Origin of the sequence: Psychrobacter sp. JB385 (genome assembly GCF_900163785.1) — a bacterium.
Classification (GTDB): domain Bacteria; phylum Pseudomonadota; class Gammaproteobacteria; order Pseudomonadales; family Moraxellaceae; genus Psychrobacter.
Window position 1 is genome coordinate 185,458 of the sequence record NZ_FUKN01000005.1, and the last position, 18,215, is coordinate 203,672.

16 protein-coding genes are annotated in these 18,215 nt (G+C 43.1%); 10 read left to right on the forward strand and 6 right to left on the reverse strand.

Features of this window, described 5'->3' with window-relative positions:
* Positions 1 to 22: 22 nt before the first annotated feature.
* Both CZ794_RS02945 and lipA read left to right on the forward strand, forming a co-directional pair.
* Positions 23 to 454 carry a carboxymuconolactone decarboxylase family protein gene (locus tag CZ794_RS02945; protein ID WP_087040136.1) on the forward strand — a complete coding sequence of 144 codons (432 nt, stop codon included), beginning with the start codon at positions 23 to 25 and terminating at the stop codon, positions 452 to 454.
* Positions 455 to 685: 231 nt separating this feature from the next.
* The gene (lipA, locus tag CZ794_RS02950) at positions 686 to 1,729 is read left to right on the forward strand and encodes a lipoyl synthase (protein WP_087040137.1); all 1,044 of its coding nucleotides are present in this window, start codon (positions 686 to 688) and stop codon (positions 1,727 to 1,729) included.
* Positions 1,730 to 1,836: 107 nt separating this feature from the next.
* Here the strand turns inward: lipA and CZ794_RS02955 are convergent, their stop codons facing one another.
* The 3 genes from CZ794_RS02955 to CZ794_RS02965 are packed head-to-tail and all read right to left on the reverse strand — an operon-like array spanning position 1,837 to position 5,402.
* A complete protein-coding gene (locus CZ794_RS02955; protein WP_218778297.1) occupies positions 1,837 to 3,894 on the reverse strand; it encodes a TRAP transporter permease in 2,058 nt (685 codons plus the stop codon).
* Entirely contained in the window at positions 3,866 to 4,411 is a 546-nt protein-coding gene (locus tag CZ794_RS02960) for a DUF1850 domain-containing protein (protein WP_087040138.1), read from the reverse strand. Before CZ794_RS02960 ends, CZ794_RS02955 begins: the two co-directional genes overlap by 29 nt.
* The gene (locus tag CZ794_RS02965) at positions 4,389 to 5,402 is read right to left on the reverse strand and encodes a TAXI family TRAP transporter solute-binding subunit (RefSeq protein WP_087040139.1); all 1,014 of its coding nucleotides are present in this window, start codon (positions 5,400 to 5,402) and stop codon (positions 4,389 to 4,391) included. Before CZ794_RS02965 ends, CZ794_RS02960 begins: the two co-directional genes overlap by 23 nt.
* Positions 5,403 to 6,060: 658 nt before the next feature.
* On the opposite strand from CZ794_RS02965, the gene CZ794_RS02970 reads away from it, so the two are divergent.
* The 6 genes from CZ794_RS02970 (at position 6,061) to CZ794_RS02995 (ending at position 11,783) form a co-directional block, all read left to right on the forward strand.
* On the forward strand, positions 6,061 to 7,017 hold the full coding sequence (locus CZ794_RS02970) for an alpha/beta fold hydrolase (RefSeq protein WP_087040140.1): 957 nt from the start codon (positions 6,061 to 6,063) through the stop codon (positions 7,015 to 7,017).
* A gap of 162 nt (positions 7,018 to 7,179) precedes the next feature.
* Positions 7,180 to 8,001, forward strand: a complete 822-nt coding sequence (gene dapD / locus CZ794_RS02975) for a 2,3,4,5-tetrahydropyridine-2,6-dicarboxylate N-succinyltransferase (protein WP_062845016.1) — start codon at positions 7,180 to 7,182, stop codon at positions 7,999 to 8,001.
* Positions 8,002 to 8,317: 316 nt separating this feature from the next.
* Positions 8,318 to 9,043, forward strand: a complete 726-nt coding sequence (gene queE, locus CZ794_RS02980) for a 7-carboxy-7-deazaguanine synthase QueE (RefSeq protein WP_087040141.1) — start codon at positions 8,318 to 8,320, stop codon at positions 9,041 to 9,043.
* Between the two features lie 54 nt (positions 9,044 to 9,097).
* Positions 9,098 to 10,246 (forward strand): multidrug resistance efflux transporter family protein, encoded by a 1,149-nt coding sequence (locus CZ794_RS02985; protein ID WP_087040142.1) that lies wholly within the window; start codon positions 9,098 to 9,100, stop codon positions 10,244 to 10,246.
* A 101-nt stretch (positions 10,247 to 10,347) separates the two neighbouring features.
* The gene (locus CZ794_RS02990; protein WP_087040143.1) at positions 10,348 to 10,983 is read left to right on the forward strand and encodes a trimeric intracellular cation channel family protein; all 636 of its coding nucleotides are present in this window, start codon (positions 10,348 to 10,350) and stop codon (positions 10,981 to 10,983) included.
* 134 nt (positions 10,984 to 11,117) lie between these two features.
* Positions 11,118 to 11,783 (forward strand): trimeric intracellular cation channel family protein, encoded by a 666-nt coding sequence (locus CZ794_RS02995; RefSeq protein ID WP_087040144.1) that lies wholly within the window; start codon positions 11,118 to 11,120, stop codon positions 11,781 to 11,783.
* A 29-nt stretch (positions 11,784 to 11,812) separates the two neighbouring features.
* Here the strand turns inward: CZ794_RS02995 and recJ are convergent, their stop codons facing one another.
* The gene (gene recJ / locus CZ794_RS03000; RefSeq protein WP_087040145.1) at positions 11,813 to 13,663 is read right to left on the reverse strand and encodes a single-stranded-DNA-specific exonuclease RecJ; all 1,851 of its coding nucleotides are present in this window, start codon (positions 13,661 to 13,663) and stop codon (positions 11,813 to 11,815) included.
* A gap of 319 nt (positions 13,664 to 13,982) precedes the next feature.
* Here recJ and CZ794_RS03005 point away from each other — a divergent pair, with 319 nt between their 5' ends.
* Together CZ794_RS03005 and CZ794_RS03010 are read left to right on the forward strand one after the other, a co-directional pair.
* Entirely contained in the window at positions 13,983 to 14,498 is a 516-nt protein-coding gene (locus CZ794_RS03005; protein ID WP_087040146.1) for a DUF697 domain-containing protein, read from the forward strand.
* Between the two features lie 244 nt (positions 14,499 to 14,742).
* Positions 14,743 to 15,132, forward strand: coding sequence for a hypothetical protein (locus CZ794_RS03010; protein WP_087040147.1), 390 nt, complete (start codon positions 14,743 to 14,745; stop codon positions 15,130 to 15,132).
* 136 nt (positions 15,133 to 15,268) lie between these two features.
* On the opposite strand, the gene CZ794_RS03015 is transcribed toward CZ794_RS03010, so the two are convergent.
* Positions 15,269 to 15,637, reverse strand: coding sequence for a hypothetical protein (locus CZ794_RS03015; RefSeq protein WP_087040148.1), 369 nt, complete (start codon positions 15,635 to 15,637; stop codon positions 15,269 to 15,271).
* Between the two features lie 333 nt (positions 15,638 to 15,970).
* Positions 15,971 to 18,082 (reverse strand): excinuclease ABC subunit UvrB, encoded by a 2,112-nt coding sequence (gene uvrB, locus CZ794_RS03020; protein WP_087040149.1) that lies wholly within the window; start codon positions 18,080 to 18,082, stop codon positions 15,971 to 15,973.
* Between the last annotated feature and the right edge of the window lie 133 nt (positions 18,083 to 18,215).

An 18,215-nucleotide genomic window follows, 5' to 3' on the forward strand; every position in this document is an offset into this window, starting at 1 on the left:
TTTATTAGCGCAAGGATGCCACATGAACGACAACAGGGATACTGATCTAGATACGAGTATAAACACTACCACCTATTATGAAAATGGTCTAAAGGTTCGTACCGAAGTGATGGGTGAAGCGCATGTCAAACGCTCGCTTGATGCGGCTACAGGATTTACTCAGCCACTGCAAGACTGGATCATTGAACACGCTTGGGGCAGCACGTGGCAAGATGACTCAGTGTTACCGCGCAAATATCGCTCACTGATTACCATTGCCTTTTTAATTGCGCAAAAAAGTCCAAACGAGTTAAAAGGACATATCCGCGGTGCCATCAACAATGGCGCTAGTGTCGCTGAGATTCGAGAAGTCCTAATGCATAGCTTGCTATACTGCGGTGCGCCTGCCACTCAAGAGGCGTTTCGTGCTGCCATAGAAGCACTGAATGAGTTGAATATCGATATTGATATCTAAAACTAGGCTTTGTGGTAGCGTCATAGTACTCTTAGTCGCATAATGGTTTTGATAGCCGATAGCCTTAATGGCCAGTATTTTTGCAAACGTAGTCGTTTTAAACACAGAATAATCTTAATCGCATTGATTAAAAATCCGTCTTCAAATTTCTGTTATAATAGCTCAACTCAGAAACCATGCTAATAATTCCATAAACCCTTATTCTATAAAGGGTTAAGAGATAAATTTATTATGACAACTGCCGTACAAACCCATGTCCCTGCCGCCAAGGCCAAACCTAAAAAGGCTATCCAAGGCGAAAAACTGCGTGGCTATGATAAAGTTGCGCGTATCCCAATTAAAGTGATTCCAACCGTTGAGGCTAAGAAAAAGCCTGATTGGATTCGGGTAAAAATGTCCTCACCTGCTGAAGTTGCTCGTATCAAGGCAACATTGCGTGAGCAAAAGCTTTATACCGTCTGTGAAGAAGCGGCATGCCCTAACTTGCCACAGTGCTTCGCTGATGGTACGGCGACCTTTATGATTATGGGTGATATCTGTACACGTCGCTGCCCGTTCTGTGATGTCGGTCATGGTCGCCCTAATGAGCTAGATAAAGATGAGCCACGTCATACCGCTGAGACAATCCAAGGTCTACAGCTTAAATATGCCGTAATCACCTCTGTCGATCGTGATGATCTTAAAGACGGCGGAGCTGGACACTTTGTCGAAGTGCTTAACGAATCAAGAGCGCTAAGCCCAAACTGCTTAATTGAAATCCTAGTACCCGATTTCCGTGGTCGTATGGATATTGCGTTGGATTTATTGACAGAGACCGCGCCAGATGTGTTTAACCACAACATCGAAACCGTGCCTCGTCTATACAAAGCCTTCCGTCCAGGTTCTGACTATCAGCATTCACTCGACTTGCTTAAGCTTTATAAAGAGCGTCGTCCTGATATCGCGACCAAATGCGGCTTTATGGTTGGTCTTGGCGAGACAGAAGAAGAGATCTATGCCCTACTCGATGATCTAAAAGCGCATGACGTAGACATGATCACGATTGGTCAGTATCTACAGCCTAGTAAGAACCATGCCCCTGTTGACCGTTATGTCCATCCAGATGAGTTCCAACGCTATATGGACTACGGCAAAAAGATCGGCTTCTTTAGCATTTGGGCAGGCCCAATGGTACGTTCAAGCTACTTTGCCGATCGTCAATACTATGGCGAAGATTGCCCAGCCCCTATTCGTAGCAAAAAAGCCTTAGAAGCGGAAGGCAAACTTGGTTGCTGATAATGGCTCGATAATTAATAACCAAGTATAGATAAACGAAAAAGGGTGAATAACAGATATCTGCTATTCACCCTTTTTTTGGTTTAAAAATCTATGAATATTAGCTACTACACACTCACCGTTGGTGTCGGTGCTTTACTTGTCTTCATATTCCATGCAGCAATACCAAGAACGATCACGCCGCCCGCAATACCTGTGGTAATTTCAGGATAAATGAGTAACAACGCACCAATAGCTAAGATAACGCGAGTCACCGGATTCATGTCTCCCTTAAAATAGCCTTCCAGTGCGGAGCTTAAGGCAATGACACCCATGACTGACGTTACAACAACCGTAATGATATCCACGATCGGCGGCAGTGGGAAATCTTTGGCCGTAACTGCCAGACCTGTTGGATCTATCATAAGCATTGTTGGGTTATAAATAAACATAAAGGGCACAATAAATCCTGCCAGCGCCAGTTTGAGCGATAAAAACCCAGTTTTCATCGGATCGCCACCGGATATACCAGCACCAGCAAAGGCCGCCAAACACACAGGCGGTGTAATGTTAGCAAAAATACCGAAGTAAAATACAAACATGTGCGCTGACAAAATCGGAATATCAAAACCGGCCAAGGCTGGAGCAGCCATTGTCGCAGTAATAATATAGGCAGGAATAGAGGGCAGCCCCATCCCTAAGACCATAGATGCTAGCATCGTTAGAATAAGCGTAAAGAACAACGACCCTGCGCCAAGTGTGACGATAGAAGATGTCATTACCGTACCAAAGCTGGTCAAACTCACGACCCCAATGATAATACCCACGACCGCACAAGCCGCCATTACCGCGAGCGACTGGCGCGCGCCATCTTCTAGTGCACCCAAAATATCAGAAAAACTCATGCGCGTTTCAGCACGTAACATACTGATGACCACGGTAAAGCCAATGGTATAAGCGGCTGCATATCCCACGGGTACGTTTCTGATTAATAAGAAAATCAAGAAGACAATCGGTAATAGCATATGACCGCGTGCTTTTAACACTTCTTTTACCGCAGGCAAGCTCTCTTTGGCGATACCTTTTAAGTCACGACGCCCAGCGCGGAAATGCACCTGCGCAATAACGCCCAAGTAGTACAATATCGCAGGCAACAAGGCTGCCAAGGCTATCGTGCTATACGGCAGACCTGTAGTCTCCGCCATAATAAAGGCACTGGCTCCCATGATTGGTGGCAATATCTGTCCACCAACCGAGGCACTGGCCTCAACCGCGCCCGCGAAATCTTTGTGATAACCGACTTTTTTCATTAACGGAATGGTAAAGGCACCCGTACTGACCACATTCGATAGCGCTGACCCATTAATACTACCCATAAAGCCACTAGAGATGACCGCGACTTTTGCAGGTCCTCCTTTTTTGTGACCGGCGATAGCGAGTGCCAAATCGTTAAACAGCTGTCCCATTCCTGAGCGTGCTAAAAACGCACCAAAGAGAATGAACAAAAAGATAAAGGTCACTGACGCGCCAATCGCAACAGAATATAGACCTTCCGTTTTTAGGAATAATTGACCAAAAATATCACCCATGTCATAAGGGCGAGTCAATAGTCTGTCTGGCATAAAGTCCATGTGACTCACAAACGGATACGCCAAAAATATAGCGGCCAATATCGGTAAAATCCAACCAGTGATACGGCGACTGCCCTCTAATACGCAGATGACGGTAATCAAAGAGAATATGACATCAGTCATATTTGCCATGCCGCCACGTGAGGTAACAATATCTTGATACTCGTAAATCAGGTAGCTCATACCGGACAAAGACAATAAAAACCAAATCCAGTCATACCAAGCCACTCGTTTGCGGCTGCTTTTTTTACTGGCGGGAAAAATCAAAAAGATAAGTGCAAAACCAACGCCCACGTGTACAGAACGCTGTAGCAATGCTGGCATCGGGTTAAAGGTGATATACAAATGAAAAAGCGAATAAAGTATACAAATACCAGCGATAAAATACTTTACTGGTCCTTGAGTGATATGACGCGTGATTGACTCTCGATCGTATTTTTCTAATATGGCTTTATTGTGGGCTTGCACCTCAAGTTCAGCGTCGACATTAGTATGAGAGTCGGTGTTGGAATGTATGGGCAAATCATTATTGTGATCCGTCACTTGGGAGTTCATGACACAAGTCCTTTTCAAATCTATCAATTAAACCATACGTCTTAGGCATGATCACCACTTCAGAATAGTCTGGCACCCATTGATGAATCAAAAAACGATGGCCACCGTAATCAATCTCACCTTTGGTCAGTCTAGATACTACCCAGTTAAGGTTAGGCAGCTTTTCATCAATTTGATAACCCAGATAGCCAGGTTTTTGTACGGGAGCGAGTTTTTCGGTAGAAGGCGTGCCTGCCCCGAAAGCCTCAAAATAAGTGGTGGTCAGGAGCAACTCATCGTCCATACGTTGATATTGCTCTTCCCACCATTGCTTTTCTACAGAATGTATCCAGCGCAGCTCAAAATTAGGGTCGGTAAAATAACAAACCTTGTCCTCATTACCCTCTAGCCCTGCGACTCGCACTTCAACAACAGATTGATGAGCAAAGCCCATCGATAGGGTAAAAAAGATCAGTGCCGCAATGCCTACTGCGCCACTGACTAGCCACAACTGCTTATTTGGCAGCTTGTTCATCATAGTACTTTTTGGCGCCAGGGTGGATAGGAGCAACCATACCTTCACTAGCCGTCTCTAGACTGATATCATTGGCCGCTTGGTGCGCTGTTTTTAGACCATCCAAATTATCGAATAGTGTTTTGGTCAACTTATAGCCATCTGCTTCTGATAAATCAGAGTTGACCAATAAAGCATTCATGATGGCAGCGGTTGGAATGGCTGCATCGTTGCCATAAGTACCAGCAGGAATCTCAAAAGTTTTAAAGTAAGGTTTTGACTGAATGATTTCTTTGAGCTTGTCTTGATTGATGGTGACCAATTGCAAGTCTAAGCCTTGCTCTAGCTCCATAAGTGAGGAGTTTGGAAGGCCACTACTAAAGAACGCCGCTTCGATTTTGCCCGCTTTCATACCATCGGCTGCTTCAGAAAAGCCCAAGTAATCAACAGTGATATCATCATAGGTGATACCGAAACCTTCTAATAGAGTGCGCGCATTTACTTCTGTGCCAGAGCCTTGATCGCCTACTGCAATACGCTTGCCTTTTAGGTCTTCGATATTTTTGATACCTGATTTTTTGGTAGTGACGATTTGCACCACATTAGGATATAAGACAGCCAGCTGTTGAATATTGGTGATTGGCTTATCAAAGTTGTTTTTGCCTTCTACTGCGTCTGTCACAACATCACTCAGTGCCAACGCCATGTCGACTTTGCCTTGAGTCAATAGATTGACGTTTTCAACTGAAGCGCCCGTGGTTTGCGTTTTTGAGTTCACTCCAAAAGTCTTCACATAGACCTCTGATAATGAAGTACCAATAATATTGTATGGGCCAGATGCGCCGCCTGTCGCAATAGTAAGAAACTTAGTATCAAGCTTATTTTCGTCCGTAGCACTACTATCTGCTGCTGCGCTTTCGCTGTTCTCTGAGCTTGGAGATGAGCACGCTGTCAGACCTAAAATGGCACTTAGCATGGCTGATAAAAGTAATGGGGATTTTAGAGAATTGAGCATTGAATTCATCCTTGAAGATAATCAGTTTAATAAATCTAATTGCATTACTACTGCAATTAACGCATTACAGAGCTGTAATAGTATAGTAATCTTTCTGATAAATAAACCGTACGTTCTATGGTCAACCACTCTCAATAAGCCTTATTGATTTGGCTATCACAAAGAAACATAACAAACTTATCCAAATATTATTCTATACGGCACTTTATGAATATATCGTTCTGCTAAGCGAAACAAAGTTTCATTTGTTAAACTATTTAAGCAAAATTAAGAAACATTGTAAACCTTTATCCTTGTCTAAAAAGAGATAAGGCGCTATTTAAAAGGTCTTTAGTGAGTCTAATCGCTATAAACTTAACGCTCAATTGTGCGCATCAGTCCGTCAATTTATCAATACAATGAGACTATCAAGTGTTGGGGTTTACCAATCTGGTAACATACGCATAGATTTTGAATGACATAAAAGCAGCCAAAGTAAGAAAAAAGGATAAAAAATGTCAGACGATTACCAGTGTTACGTACAATCATTGAGGATGAGACGTATAATAGGCTGATATTTTTGACACACTTTTTTAAAATCATTTTCTAGATGATTTGCTAAAATTCGAAACCATTTGATTAAAATTAAAAGACAGTCATACCCTTTAAGGAGATCTATATGCTTAGCCACCCTGATACCAGTCATGATCACATTCTGTCCTCTGATAACATCCATTACTTACATCACAGTTTTTTTGAACCAAGCAATCAAGACACAACGATAAAAGCCACCTTATTGATTGTACATGGCATGGCAGAGCACAGTGGTCGCTACACAGATTTTGCGCAGTTTTTGGCAGATAACGGTATCGCTGTCGCCACTTATGATCAGCTTGGTCACGGCCAGACCGTTAAAACAGAAGCAGACTTAGGTTTTTTTGGCGAGGAGCATCCAGTACAGTCGTTATTGAAAGATGTCATTGTTATGGCAGATAGTCTAAAGTCTCGCCACCCTAACGTCCCGCATTTTGTGATGGGTCATTCTATGGGCTCATTCATTGTACGCAACGTGCTCAAGCATCATGCCCACAATTTTGCGGGTGCCATCCTGATGGGAACCGCCGATACCAATCCATTGACCAAAGTGTTACTGCCTATCAATCGACTACTGGCACGAGTCGCTCCCAGACAACCAAATAAAGTGTTGGGGGCAGCCATGAATAAGGTGCTCAACTTCAGACTTGATCATCACGCACCTTCTTCGCCATTTGCTTGGTTGAGTGAGAACCCAGCCAATGTTGCCGCTTATGAAGCCGATCCATTGAGCGGTTTTGACTTTACTAATAACGGCTTTATGACTTTGTTTTCCCTGATGGAGACAGGCTTAAATAAACGCTGGTCTACCACGATTGCCAAAAACTTCCCAATGCTATTTATCAGTGGGGAAGAAGATCCAATCGGTGATATGGGTAAAGGTATTCGTAAGATTGTGACGCGCTTAAACAAACAAAATTTTAGCACTGTGGATATTCAGCTCTATGCCAACATGCGCCATGAGCCATTGCATGAAACAGACAATCAGAGTGTTTATGAAGATATTTTGGAGTGGTTAGACGGTAATATCTCTAATCACTAAAGCAGACACGCAAGTTTACCCTCAACGCGTTTGCTAAAAGTCGCTAAATTAGCGACAATATGACAAGCAAATTTTCCGTTCAAGTCATACGTTTTATTTCATTATAATACTTATTTAATAATAGTTACTTGTACTACTCTTTCATCAACATTAGGAACCTTTATGTCATTACAACAAACCATCGAACAAGCTTTTGAAAATCGCAACGAATACAGCCCAAGCACCATGCCACAGGACGTTCGTGAAGCGGTCGAGCAAGTGCTGGAGCAATTAGATAACGGTACATTGCGCGTTGCAGAAAAAAAAGATGGCGAATGGGTCGTAAACCAATGGGCGAAAAAGGCTGTGTTATTGTCTTTCCGTCTCAATGACAACTATGTGCAAGCCGCTGGCGAACATGTACAGTTTTATGACAAAGTACCGACTAAGTTTGCAGATTGGACCGAAGCTCAGTTTAAAGAAGCTGGCGTCCGTGTTGTACCACCAGCCGTTGCACGCAAAGGTTCATATATCGCAGCTGGCGCTGTACTCATGCCATCATACGTCAATATTGGCGCTTACGTCGATCAAGGCGCTATGGTAGACACTTGGGCGACTGTGGGTTCATGCGCCCAAATCGGTAAAAATGTTCATTTATCAGGTGGTGTTGGTATCGGTGGTGTATTAGAGCCATTACAGGCCAACCCAACTATTATCGAAGATAACTGCTTTATTGGTGCTCGCTCTGAAATCGTTGAAGGCGTGATCGTAGAAGAAGGCGCTGTCATCTCTATGGGTGTCTATATCGGTCAATCTACGCGTATTTATGATCGCGAAACTGGCGAGATTCATCGTGGTCGTGTACCAGCCGGTTCTGTTGTCGTACCAGGTAGCTTGCCATCAGAAGATGGCACACACAGCTTATATGCTGCGATTATCGTGAAAAAAGTAGACGCACAAACGCGTGCAAAAACGGCTGTAAATGAGTTATTGCGTTTAGACTAAACTTAATAACTGACTCATTTCATGACAGTTTTTATCAAAGGTGCTTAGAGCTTTCTAAGCACCTTTATACTGTCAGTAACCGAATAAAAAACATCCTTCGATATGAGGTCTTAGAAAGGTATGCAGATCTAAAATGATTGATGGATCATAATACCAATTAAGACATTTGTGAATTCTCTATTCAAAATATGTTACTCTTCGCAAACAACGGTTTACTGATTAATATCAGCGTATAATACAGCGACAAAAGTGGTGACTCTACTCCCATTTTTTCATCCTTAATTTTTTCATTCTTATTCCTATACTGTGCCTCTTTATGTCAATCTTACGTAATGCCACCATCCCTGTCACAGATCCTGAAGCGGGTCTACGTTTGACAGAAATATTTTACTCCTTACAAGGTGAAGCGCTGACCTCAGGCTTACCAACGATATTTGTGCGCCTGACTGGCTGTCCATTACGCTGTGTCTATTGTGATACCGAATATGCCTTTACGGGCGGTGAACGTCATTCATTGGATACGATCATATCGATGATCAAAAGCCACCCATGTAAACGCATTTGCTTGACTGGCGGTGAACCTCTCGCTCAACCCAACGCGATTGAGTTGATGAAGCGTCTACTGAATGAAGACTATGAGATATCGCTTGAAACGGCTGGCGCTTTGACAGTAGAAAACGTCCCACCTGCCGTCAGTAAAGTGATGGATCTCAAAACGCCAAGCTCAGGTGAAGTTGATAAAAACTTGTGGTCAAATCTCGACTATTTGACTCAGCATGATCAAATCAAATTCGTCATTATGAACCGCACAGACTATGAGTGGGCAAATGCCAAACTGGCTGAGCATAATCTCAGTGAGCGGGTTGGTACGGTTTGGTTTTCTCCTATGTTCAATGTGGGAGAGGACGTTAATGAAGATATCGGTCCTGATGTACCCGTATTGGCACGCGAATTGGCAGAATGGATATTGGCTGATGCTCTGCCTGTGCGCTTTCAGTTACAACTACACAAAATCATTTGGGCAGACGCCAAAGGCAAATAAACAATCGACGTAAACGATCTTATTACATAGTACGCCAAGGATGAAGGTATCGGCATGATCAAACTAATTTTATTGGGCTTATTAGCGGGCGCATTTTTTAGCTCAACCTTTATTTTAAACGAGTTAATGAGCGCGGCTGGTGGACATTGGTTTTGGTCAGCCAGTATGCGCTATGTGTTTATGTTGCTGATTGTCACAGCCATCATTGCGATTCAGCATGGCACCGGCCGTATCAAAGAACTCATGGCTATTTTTTGTCAGCATTGGGTGTTTTGGTGCATTACAGGCAGTATTGGTTTTGGGGTCTTTTATACAGGTATTTGCTATGCAGCCGATCACGTTGCAGGTTGGGTTGTTGCCGCAACCTTTATGTTCACTGTCGTGACAAGCTTGATAGTATTGGTGGCGTTTGGACAGCGCTTTGATAAAAAATTCATTGCCTATGCGCTACTGGTATTCGTGGGTGTGGCTATGGTCAATATCAGTGAAGGCATGCATGCGGCTTCTACCTTGGATACCAATGCGGCACCAATGAAAGACATGCTGCTGTATGGTGCCTTACCAGCGCTGATTGCTGCCTTTAGTTATCCTATTGGTAATCAGCTGGTTTGGCAGGTGTCTTATAACAATCGTAAGCAGCGTGCTGACTTATTATCGAGCCAAGACAGTCGTATCCCACAAAACGACAAGAGTGAGGACACAAACGCTTTAATTACAGAAGCGCCTGTCTTATCAGTGGATGCGAGTCACACGGCAGACGCCATCTTAAACGTCAATCATGCCCGCGCCCCTGCTTCTGCCTCATTTTTGCAAGCTCTTATTGCGCGCATACCAGCTATCGAAACCAACTTGCTACAAAACGCCTTTAACAAAGTATGGCTAATGACACTCGGAAGTTTGCCATTTTGGCTGCTATTAGGTCTTATTATTCGTCCTGATATGCCAGATACGTCGCAGTTATTTAACACGTTGCTTGTCGCTTTGTTAGCAGGCGTTGGGGCTACCAGTATCTTCTTGTATGCACGTGAAAAAGCAGAAACGTCTAGTGAGGTCGCTGGCGTGGATGCGACACAAGCCAGTGAAGTCATATTTGCTTTGATTGGCGGGATGCTGTTGCTGAATAATTCTATGCCACCAGCAATGGGTTTATTGGGTATTGGCTTGATTATCGTTGGATTGATTCTGTTTGCCAAAGATGGTTAATGCCCCTCCAATACAAAACGTTTTTTAAAATTTTGGTTTAAATTCGGCTTAAGGCAACTGTCCTTAAGCTATTTTTATGGTCACTACTTGGTACTACAACCATGGGCAATGCTTTAATTTTTCCAGATATTTTATTATATTTATTAGACATGGTTGGCGTGATCGCTTGCGCCATCGCAGGCACATTGCTGGCTCAGCATAAAGGTTTAGACATTTCTGGCTGTATATTGGTATCAATGGTCAATGCCATTGGCGGCGGTACGCTACGCGATATGGCGCTAGATCGTCATCCCTTGTTTTGGATGACCGATCTTAACTATGTGATTGTCATTACTGCGACATCCCTTATTTTACAAATATTCTTCCATCTGTATCATAAGATTGATAATGCGCTTAAGCTTTTTGATGCGATTGGACTGGCTGCTTTTAGTGTGATTGGTTTTAAGATCGCCTTAACCCAAGGTATGTCTCCCCTTGTCGCTATCATGATGGGCGTCTGGACAGCCATTATTGGTGGGATGCTACGTGATATTATCTGTAATGAGATACCGCTAGTATTACAGCGTGAGATTTATATCACAGCCAGTATCGCAGGATCTGTAACGTATTTATGCCTACAGTATCTCGGCGTCAGCGCTGGTATCAATGAATTTATTATGCTGTTTGTCATTTTTGCGGTACGTATGCTAGCACTGAAGTTCGACTGGCATTTGCCGTCTATTCGCTTAGTTGCTTAGTTGCTTAGTTGCTTAGTTGCTTAGTATGAACTTTTAACGTGAGTGATTTGATGCAAATATGGTAGTGTTGACGCATCAGTTTTGGTTCAACGTATCCAATATTGATTATCCTCTAAACTTAGTGAGACTTGCTCATGCTGGCAATCGCATTGGATCCTGCAACGCTAATCACCACTTTTGACCCCGGTTCTTTGATATATCTCTTTGATATGATCGGTATTGTGGCTTGCAGTATTTCAGGCACCATACTGGCCAAACATAAAAAATTCGATGTGTTCGGCTGTCTCTTGGTATCTATTGTGACGGCGATTGGTGGTGGAACTGTCCGCGATGTCATCTTAAACCGTCATCCATTATTTTGGATGGTAGATATGAGCTATCTGACAGTCATCACTATCTCTCCATTAGTGATGCAAATATTTTTTCATCCCAATTCTAAACGCGTCAATAAATTCCTTAGACTGTCCGATACGATCGGGTTATCTGCTTTTACACTCATTGGTATCAAAGTCGCTGACAGTATGGGAACCAATGTGCCTGTTGCTCTACTGCTGGGCGTGATTACCATCATCGTTGGTGGCATCATTCGCGATATGATCTGCAATGAGATTCCACTTGTGCTTCAGCAAGAGATTTATATCACTGCGGCATTGACTGGCGGTATTCTCTACTTTGCCCTGCACAATCTTGGCGTACGAGATTGGATCACAGATATTGCCACGATGAGTACGATTTTTACTTTACGTATGCTGGCGATACGCTATGACTGGCAGTTTCCAACACTTGAATGGAAATATTAAAGGAGTTAATGGCTAATACAGTCCGTATCTCAAGTCGTTTTTACTATCGCTAAGTCTTTGACCATCAATTGTAAGCTTTGCTTGCCATTCCATTCATTGATGTCCAATTGAAACAGCAAATGAACGTGTTCGGCACGGTAATCCCAAAGGCTACTATCAAAATTAAAATAAATGGCCTCAATCGGGTACTGCACATCAGGATATCGTAGTGATAATTTAAGATGCTTGTCTTTTAATATCTTAAAATTCAGTACTTCAAACACACCGTCAAATATTGGCGGCGCAAAACCATGACCCCAAATGCTAGCATCGGCCAAATGCTCAGCAAACCATAAGCTAAAATCACTTGCCTGCAACGGCCCATCACTGAATTTCTGTTCTGCAAAAACCTCATCCTCTATCTGTGCCATGACGTCATTAAATGCTGCCTCAAATGCGTCGAAGTTACGACGTTTAAGCGTCAAGCCTGCGGCCATTGCATGTCCACCGAAGTGACTGATGAGATCAGGATGACGCTCAGCGACTTGCTCAATCGCATCACGAATATGTACACCAGCGATAGAACGTGCTGAGCCTTTGATGGCATCGTCTTCGCCCGTCCGCTGCGTATCTGCTGGTGCAAAAACAATACTAGGTAGGTAATGACTTTCTTTTAAGCGTCCAGCCACAATGCCAATCACGCCTTGGTGCCAGTCGTCCTGATATAAAACAATACTGCGTTTGTGCGTGTTGATAGTTTCTATTTTGGGCGCACACTGTACAATTACATCATCGCTTTCGTTATTTTCAATAGCAGCGTCGTCACTAGTATCGTCGTCACTAACATCATTACTATCAGTTTCAGTTAATGCCTGCACAATACTATCTGCTTGTGCTCGCATCTCCCATTCTACCTGACGACGAGTACGATTTAACTGTTCAAGCTCCTGAGCCAAACGCTGCGCGGTAGGCCAATCTTCGGTCAATAAACATTCGATACCGATACGCATATTGTCCATACGTCCAGCGGCGTTGATACGCGGACCTAAGACAAAGCCGAAGTCTTGTGCCTGTAATTTCTTAGGGTCGCGCCCTGCTTGCTCTAATAAAGCCAAGATACCTAAGCAGCAGCGACCTTGGCGAATAGCAGCCAGACCGTGATGTACTAAGATACGGTTGTTTTTATCGAGCACGCCAACATCGGCGATCGTGCCGAGCGCCACTAAGTCTAGATACTGGCTAACTTGTACAGTAGACTTACCCTCTGCACGGCGTAACTTAGCCAGACGTCCAAGTACATAAAAAGCCACGCCTACTCCTACCAGCGCTTTACTGGCAAAACCACAACCAAGCTGATTTGGATTGACCACCGCTTGTGCTGGCGGTGTTTCTTTAGTAGTTAGATGATGATCAGTGATAATAACGGTGATGCCATCTGCTTGCGCGCGCGCCACACCTTCATGGCTGGAGATCCCGTTATCCACCGTCACTATCATATCTGGCTGATAAGTCTTGATACCCAACTCAACGATTTCTGGCGTTAGACCATAACCATACTTAAAACGATCAGGCACTAAAAAATCAACCACAGCACCCATTTTGGTGAGTGCGCGCATCATCAGTGCTGTACTGGTTGCGCCATCACAATCAAAGTCACCAACGATTAAGATGCGTTGACCTTTGTCAATTGCTTCATCTAATAGACGGACTGCTTCTATGACACCGTGCAACTTCTCAGCAGGTAACAATCCAGATAGCCCAATATCAAGTTCTGAAGGATCGGTGATACCGCGACCTGCATATAAGCGAGCAAGCGTTGATGATTGAGCAGCAAGGGGTTGCAATGCGAGCGGTAACTCGTCGATGCGAGTATGAGTATAACGAGGGGTTAAATTTAGCATTTGCCTATTCTACTGGCTTTAGCAAAGGCTCACAATCATAATTTTTATCGTGCTCGCATATGTTTCTTATTTTGAAGCACGAGTTTTGAAGCGCGAGACTATATATCATAATAAAGTGCTTATTTTAATGAATATGTCAAAAAACCTGCGATCGCTCTACCTAAAAATCTTTATGCTTACAAAAACGGTGCATAGTTGCTGTATTTTTCTGCATTTTGCTACAAAGCAATGATTGTATACGGCTTATAAATCCATAGAATGGTAGCCATCTGCACAACTTGTTATTTATTTTTTAATTTTATATTTATAAGGATATCCTATGAAAACCACACCACTTGCTGAAAAACTACCAGATACTATTGATCCAAACTTAGATCTTGAACAAGTAAAAAAAGAATGTCAGAAATTGGTGAAGAAGCGCGCTAAAATATCTGCGGGTGTAGCCATCGTCCCTGTCCCGTTTTTTGACGTTGCAGTTGATGCGGGTATGCTTACGCAGATGTTGCCAGAAATCAGTGAGCGTTTTGGTTTGATTGAAGGACGTCAATCAGCAATCGATTTGCAGTCTAGAGCTGTACATTGGAGTGCATTAAAAGACCGCACGGTAGACTTTGCTGGACTGATGGCGACCCGCGGTATTGTGAAAAAAACCATCCAAGGCTTTGGTGGTCGTATCGCAGCCAAGCAAGTCACCAAGTTTGTTCCTCTTGGTGGACAGTTAGTGGCAGCAACAATGGGTTATACTATCTTTAAAAAAATCGCAAACGATCATATCAATGAGTGCTATAAACTGGCCAAAAACATTCAACAAAAACAACACAGTAAGAATGTCTAAATCATAGCGTTTGCTCAATGAAACTTAACCAGCTAAGGTATATTGTCTTAGCTGGTTTTTTAGGTTCTGACCAATAGTCATGTCATGTTCTAAACACAAATGTACAGATAGGAAGGTCTCTTATCTTATAAGTGTCAAATAACTATTATAAAATATGCAATAATCATAGACTAAGATCAGCTATTTATAGTTATACATACGTGTTTTCGCTGTTATATCAATCAAAACCTTAGAGGATTTATCCATGAAAAAACGCTTTGCTTCAACCATTTTGCTTGCCACCTTCGCTTTGGCTGGATGTGCAACGACAGATGGCACCAATAATAGTGCAGGCAATGCTATCGGTACAGCAAACGAAATTGGTATGAATGTTTTTAAATCAGCAATCGACAATCAATGCCGTAGTCAAATTGAAAAACAAAGCGCTTGGCGCATTGCTAGCGTTGCTATGACTGACACACAACAAGAAGCGGTAAAAAGCAATGTCTGTGGCTGCGTGAGCGAACAAGCACCGCAGCAAGTCACACTGGTTGAACTTGGTAACGCTGCGATAGATTCGCAATATCGCACACAGCTGGTGGCAAAAGTCGTCGCAAAATCCTTACAGAGTTGCTATGCAAGCTTCACTAAATAAGCATATCGAATAAAGATATACGTCCATAAAAAAGGAGCCTTATGTAGAGGCTCCTTTTTTATTTCCAAGTCTGTCATATAATCAACATTTTGTATTTAAAACTCACTCATATTGGACAGCTTAGATATTGAAAAATTTAAGTGTTGGAAGGTTTAGATGGTAAAGATGCAGGAGCAGGCAATACTTTATTGCGGCGGAAGTATTTAGAAGATCCATCAATCACTTTGTCTACTTCTTTTATCAAATCTGAAATTACATCGTCGTAGACACCATGATATAACTCAGTCTCAAAGGCAGTGAATGGGTGCTTGCGTGATGCTGACCCTACCTCAGTAATCCCATGTTTGGTATAAAAAATATCCACTCGTCCATCGCTGTTGAGAACACAGTTTAGCAAACCATCTGACAGTTCCATCTGTATACGCTCAGGCATAAAAATATAATCATCTACATCAATGAGCTTTTTTTCTACTTCTCTTTTAAAAAATGATTTGATATCAAACATAGAGCTTTCCTTCACTTAAAATTTATAGAATACGTTAGCACGCCTGACTTTGTTATCGTCGTCCAGCATTTATCCATCTGCTTTTTAGGTCATGCCTTATCTATACATCATATAAGATATATGAATATATTTTAAGGTGCGGTATGTAAAACTGCGTTTGATGTTAGTAAAAATGAAGTCGTCTTAATCTTGGTCTTTGAACGTAGCAAAATCTGGCCTATATACATCTTGCTTAAATGCGATGGTGGGATTTTCACTGTTTGCTTGATAAAAAAATGAGCTGCAGACGATGCAACTCATTTTTTAGCTAATCAGCAATATCAGAACAGCCTATCAGATTAAATGCGCTTTTAGCTCCAGCACCTTATCGCGTGTTTTTGCCGCTTCCTCAAACTTCAAATCACGTGACATCTGCTGCATTTGCTTCTCTAAACGTTTAATCTCTTTGGCAAGCAAATCTGGACTACGCAAGATATTGATATCCACATCAGGCAAATTACTCTTAATTGGAATCACTTGATTGTCATTAGCATCCAAGCTCTCGCCCGTATCAATCTTATCCGTAATACTACGGCGTGCGCCTTTTGGCGTGATATTGTGCTCAAGGTTAAACGCAATCTGCTTATCACGGCGACGGTCGGTCTCGTCTATCGCCTTTTGCATGCTTGGGGTAATGCGATCGGCATACAAAATGGCTTTACCATTCAAGTGACGCGCTGCTCGACCAATCGTCTGGATAAGTGAACGCTCAGAACGCAAAAAGCCTTCTTTATCAGCATCGAATATAGCAACCAGTGACACTTCAGGCATATCCAAACCTTCACGTAAAAGGTTAATACCAACCAAGACATCGTGCACACCAGTACGCAGCTCGTGGATAATCTGCATACGCTCCACCGTATCGATGTCCGAATGCAAATAAGCCACCTTAACATCGTATTCTTTGAGATAACTGGTCAAATCCTCTGACATACGTTTGGTGAGTGTCGTAATCAAGACACGCTCATCTTTTTCGCGGCGCTTGGTAATCTCTGACAATACGTCATCCACTTGCGTCAAAACAGGACGAATCTCAATCTCTGGATCAATCAGACCCGTTGGACGTACGACCTGCTCCACTACCTGCTCACTATGTTCTAGCTCATACAATGCTGGTGTCGCACTCACATAGATGGTTTTGGGTTTGATACGCTCCCACTCTTCAAACTTCATCGGGCGGTTGTTCATCGCACTTGGCAAACGAAAGCCATAATTGACCAAGTTCTCTTTACGCGATCTATCCCCTTTATACATCGCACCAATCTGTGAGACAGTGACATGCGATTCATCAAGGAACAGTAACGCGTCTTCTGGAATATAATCAAACAAGGTCGGCGGCGCCTCCCCTGATGGACGACCAGAGAGATGCTGCGAGTAGTTTTCGATACCATTACAGTAGCCAAGCTGCTGAATCATCTCAAGATCATATTGCGTGCGTTCCTTGAGGCGCTGCGCTTCAATCAGCTTATTGTTTTCACGGAAGTACTCCAAACGCGGCTCCAGCTCCTCACGAATGGTATGGCTGGCCGCTTCTAACTTATTGCGCGGCGTCACATAGTGTGATTTTGGATAAATGGTAATACGTGGCACGCTGCGTACAGTTTTGCCCGTTAACGGATCAAACCACGTGATTTTCTCCACTTCATTGTCAAACAAATGCACGCGTACCGCCAACTGCTCAGACTCAGCAGGATAGATGTCTAACAGCTCACCACGCAAACGATACGTACCACGGCCAAAATCTAACTCATTACGGGTGTATTGCATTTCAACCAAGCGCTTAATCGTCGCCGTACGGTCTATCTGATCACCAACCACTACGTGCAGTAGCATTTTTAGATAGCTTTCTGGATCACCCAAACCATAAATACAAGACACTGAAGCAACAATGATCGCATCACGACGCTCTAATAAAGCGCGCGTAGCGGACAGACGCATCTGATCAATGTGATCGTTAATGGCGCTGTCTTTTTCGATAAAGGTATCGCTGGCAGCGACATACGCTTCTGGCTGATAATAGTCATAATAACTGACAAAATACTCAACCGCGTTATTAGGAAAAAACGATTTGAACTCGCCATACAACTGTGCAGCAAGCGTTTTGTTGTGCGCCATGATAATCGTCGGACGCTGGGTTTCGGAGATGACTTTGGCCATCGTATAAGTTTTACCAGAGCCGGTCACACCAAGCAGCAACTGCTCATCCATGCCAGCATTGATACCACTTACAAGCTTTTTAATTGCTTGTGGCTGATCGCCTGCTGGCTCAAAATCTGTCACCATCTCAAAGGCACGACTTGATATTTGCGTCCCTGACGCATTGACACCACTAATTTCAGCTTCGCCTTGTAGCTGAGTGGCCAATTGGTTTAACTGACGCGATGAGCGCGGTTCAGGCATTCTCATAAGTGCTTTCTTCTTATTAAAGTTTATAACAATATGGGGTTTGAGCAGCGGTTTTTAAAGGCGTTTCGAAGGATAGTCACAAGGCTTACCTTATAAGCACACTCTCATTCCACTACAAAAAATTTAAGTGTAT

Bases quoted from the DNA above. Each gene is read 5' to 3' on its own strand.
- CZ794_RS02955 (WP_218778297.1), bottom strand. From the start codon at position 3,894: ATGAACTCCCAAGTGACGGATCACAATAATGATTTGCCCATACATTCC.
- CZ794_RS03010 (WP_087040147.1), top strand. From the start codon at position 14,743: ATGAAAAAACGCTTTGCTTCAACCATTTTGCTTGCCACCTTCGCTTTG.
- queE (WP_087040141.1), top strand. From the start codon at position 8,318: ATGTCAATCTTACGTAATGCCACCATCCCTGTCACAGATCCTGAAGCG.
- CZ794_RS02965 (WP_087040139.1), bottom strand. From the start codon at position 5,402: ATGCTCAATTCTCTAAAATCCCCATTACTTTTATCAGCCATGCTAAGT.
- CZ794_RS03005 (WP_087040146.1), top strand. From the start codon at position 13,983: ATGAAAACCACACCACTTGCTGAAAAACTACCAGATACTATTGATCCA.
- uvrB (WP_087040149.1), bottom strand. From the start codon at position 18,082: ATGAGAATGCCTGAACCGCGCTCATCGCGTCAGTTAAACCAATTGGCC.
- recJ (WP_087040145.1), bottom strand. From the start codon at position 13,663: ATGCTAAATTTAACCCCTCGTTATACTCATACTCGCATCGACGAGTTA.
- lipA (WP_087040137.1), top strand. From the start codon at position 686: ATGACAACTGCCGTACAAACCCATGTCCCTGCCGCCAAGGCCAAACCT.
- CZ794_RS02985 (WP_087040142.1), top strand. From the start codon at position 9,098: ATGATCAAACTAATTTTATTGGGCTTATTAGCGGGCGCATTTTTTAGC.
- CZ794_RS02970 (WP_087040140.1), top strand. From the start codon at position 6,061: ATGCTTAGCCACCCTGATACCAGTCATGATCACATTCTGTCCTCTGAT.
- CZ794_RS02960 (WP_087040138.1), bottom strand. From the start codon at position 4,411: ATGATGAACAAGCTGCCAAATAAGCAGTTGTGGCTAGTCAGTGGCGCA.
- CZ794_RS02995 (WP_087040144.1), top strand. From the start codon at position 11,118: ATGCTGGCAATCGCATTGGATCCTGCAACGCTAATCACCACTTTTGAC.
- CZ794_RS02945 (WP_087040136.1), top strand. From the start codon at position 23: ATGAACGACAACAGGGATACTGATCTAGATACGAGTATAAACACTACC.
- CZ794_RS03015 (WP_087040148.1), bottom strand. From the start codon at position 15,637: ATGTTTGATATCAAATCATTTTTTAAAAGAGAAGTAGAAAAAAAGCTC.
- CZ794_RS02990 (WP_087040143.1), top strand. From the start codon at position 10,348: ATGGGCAATGCTTTAATTTTTCCAGATATTTTATTATATTTATTAGAC.
- dapD (WP_062845016.1), top strand. From the start codon at position 7,180: ATGTCATTACAACAAACCATCGAACAAGCTTTTGAAAATCGCAACGAA.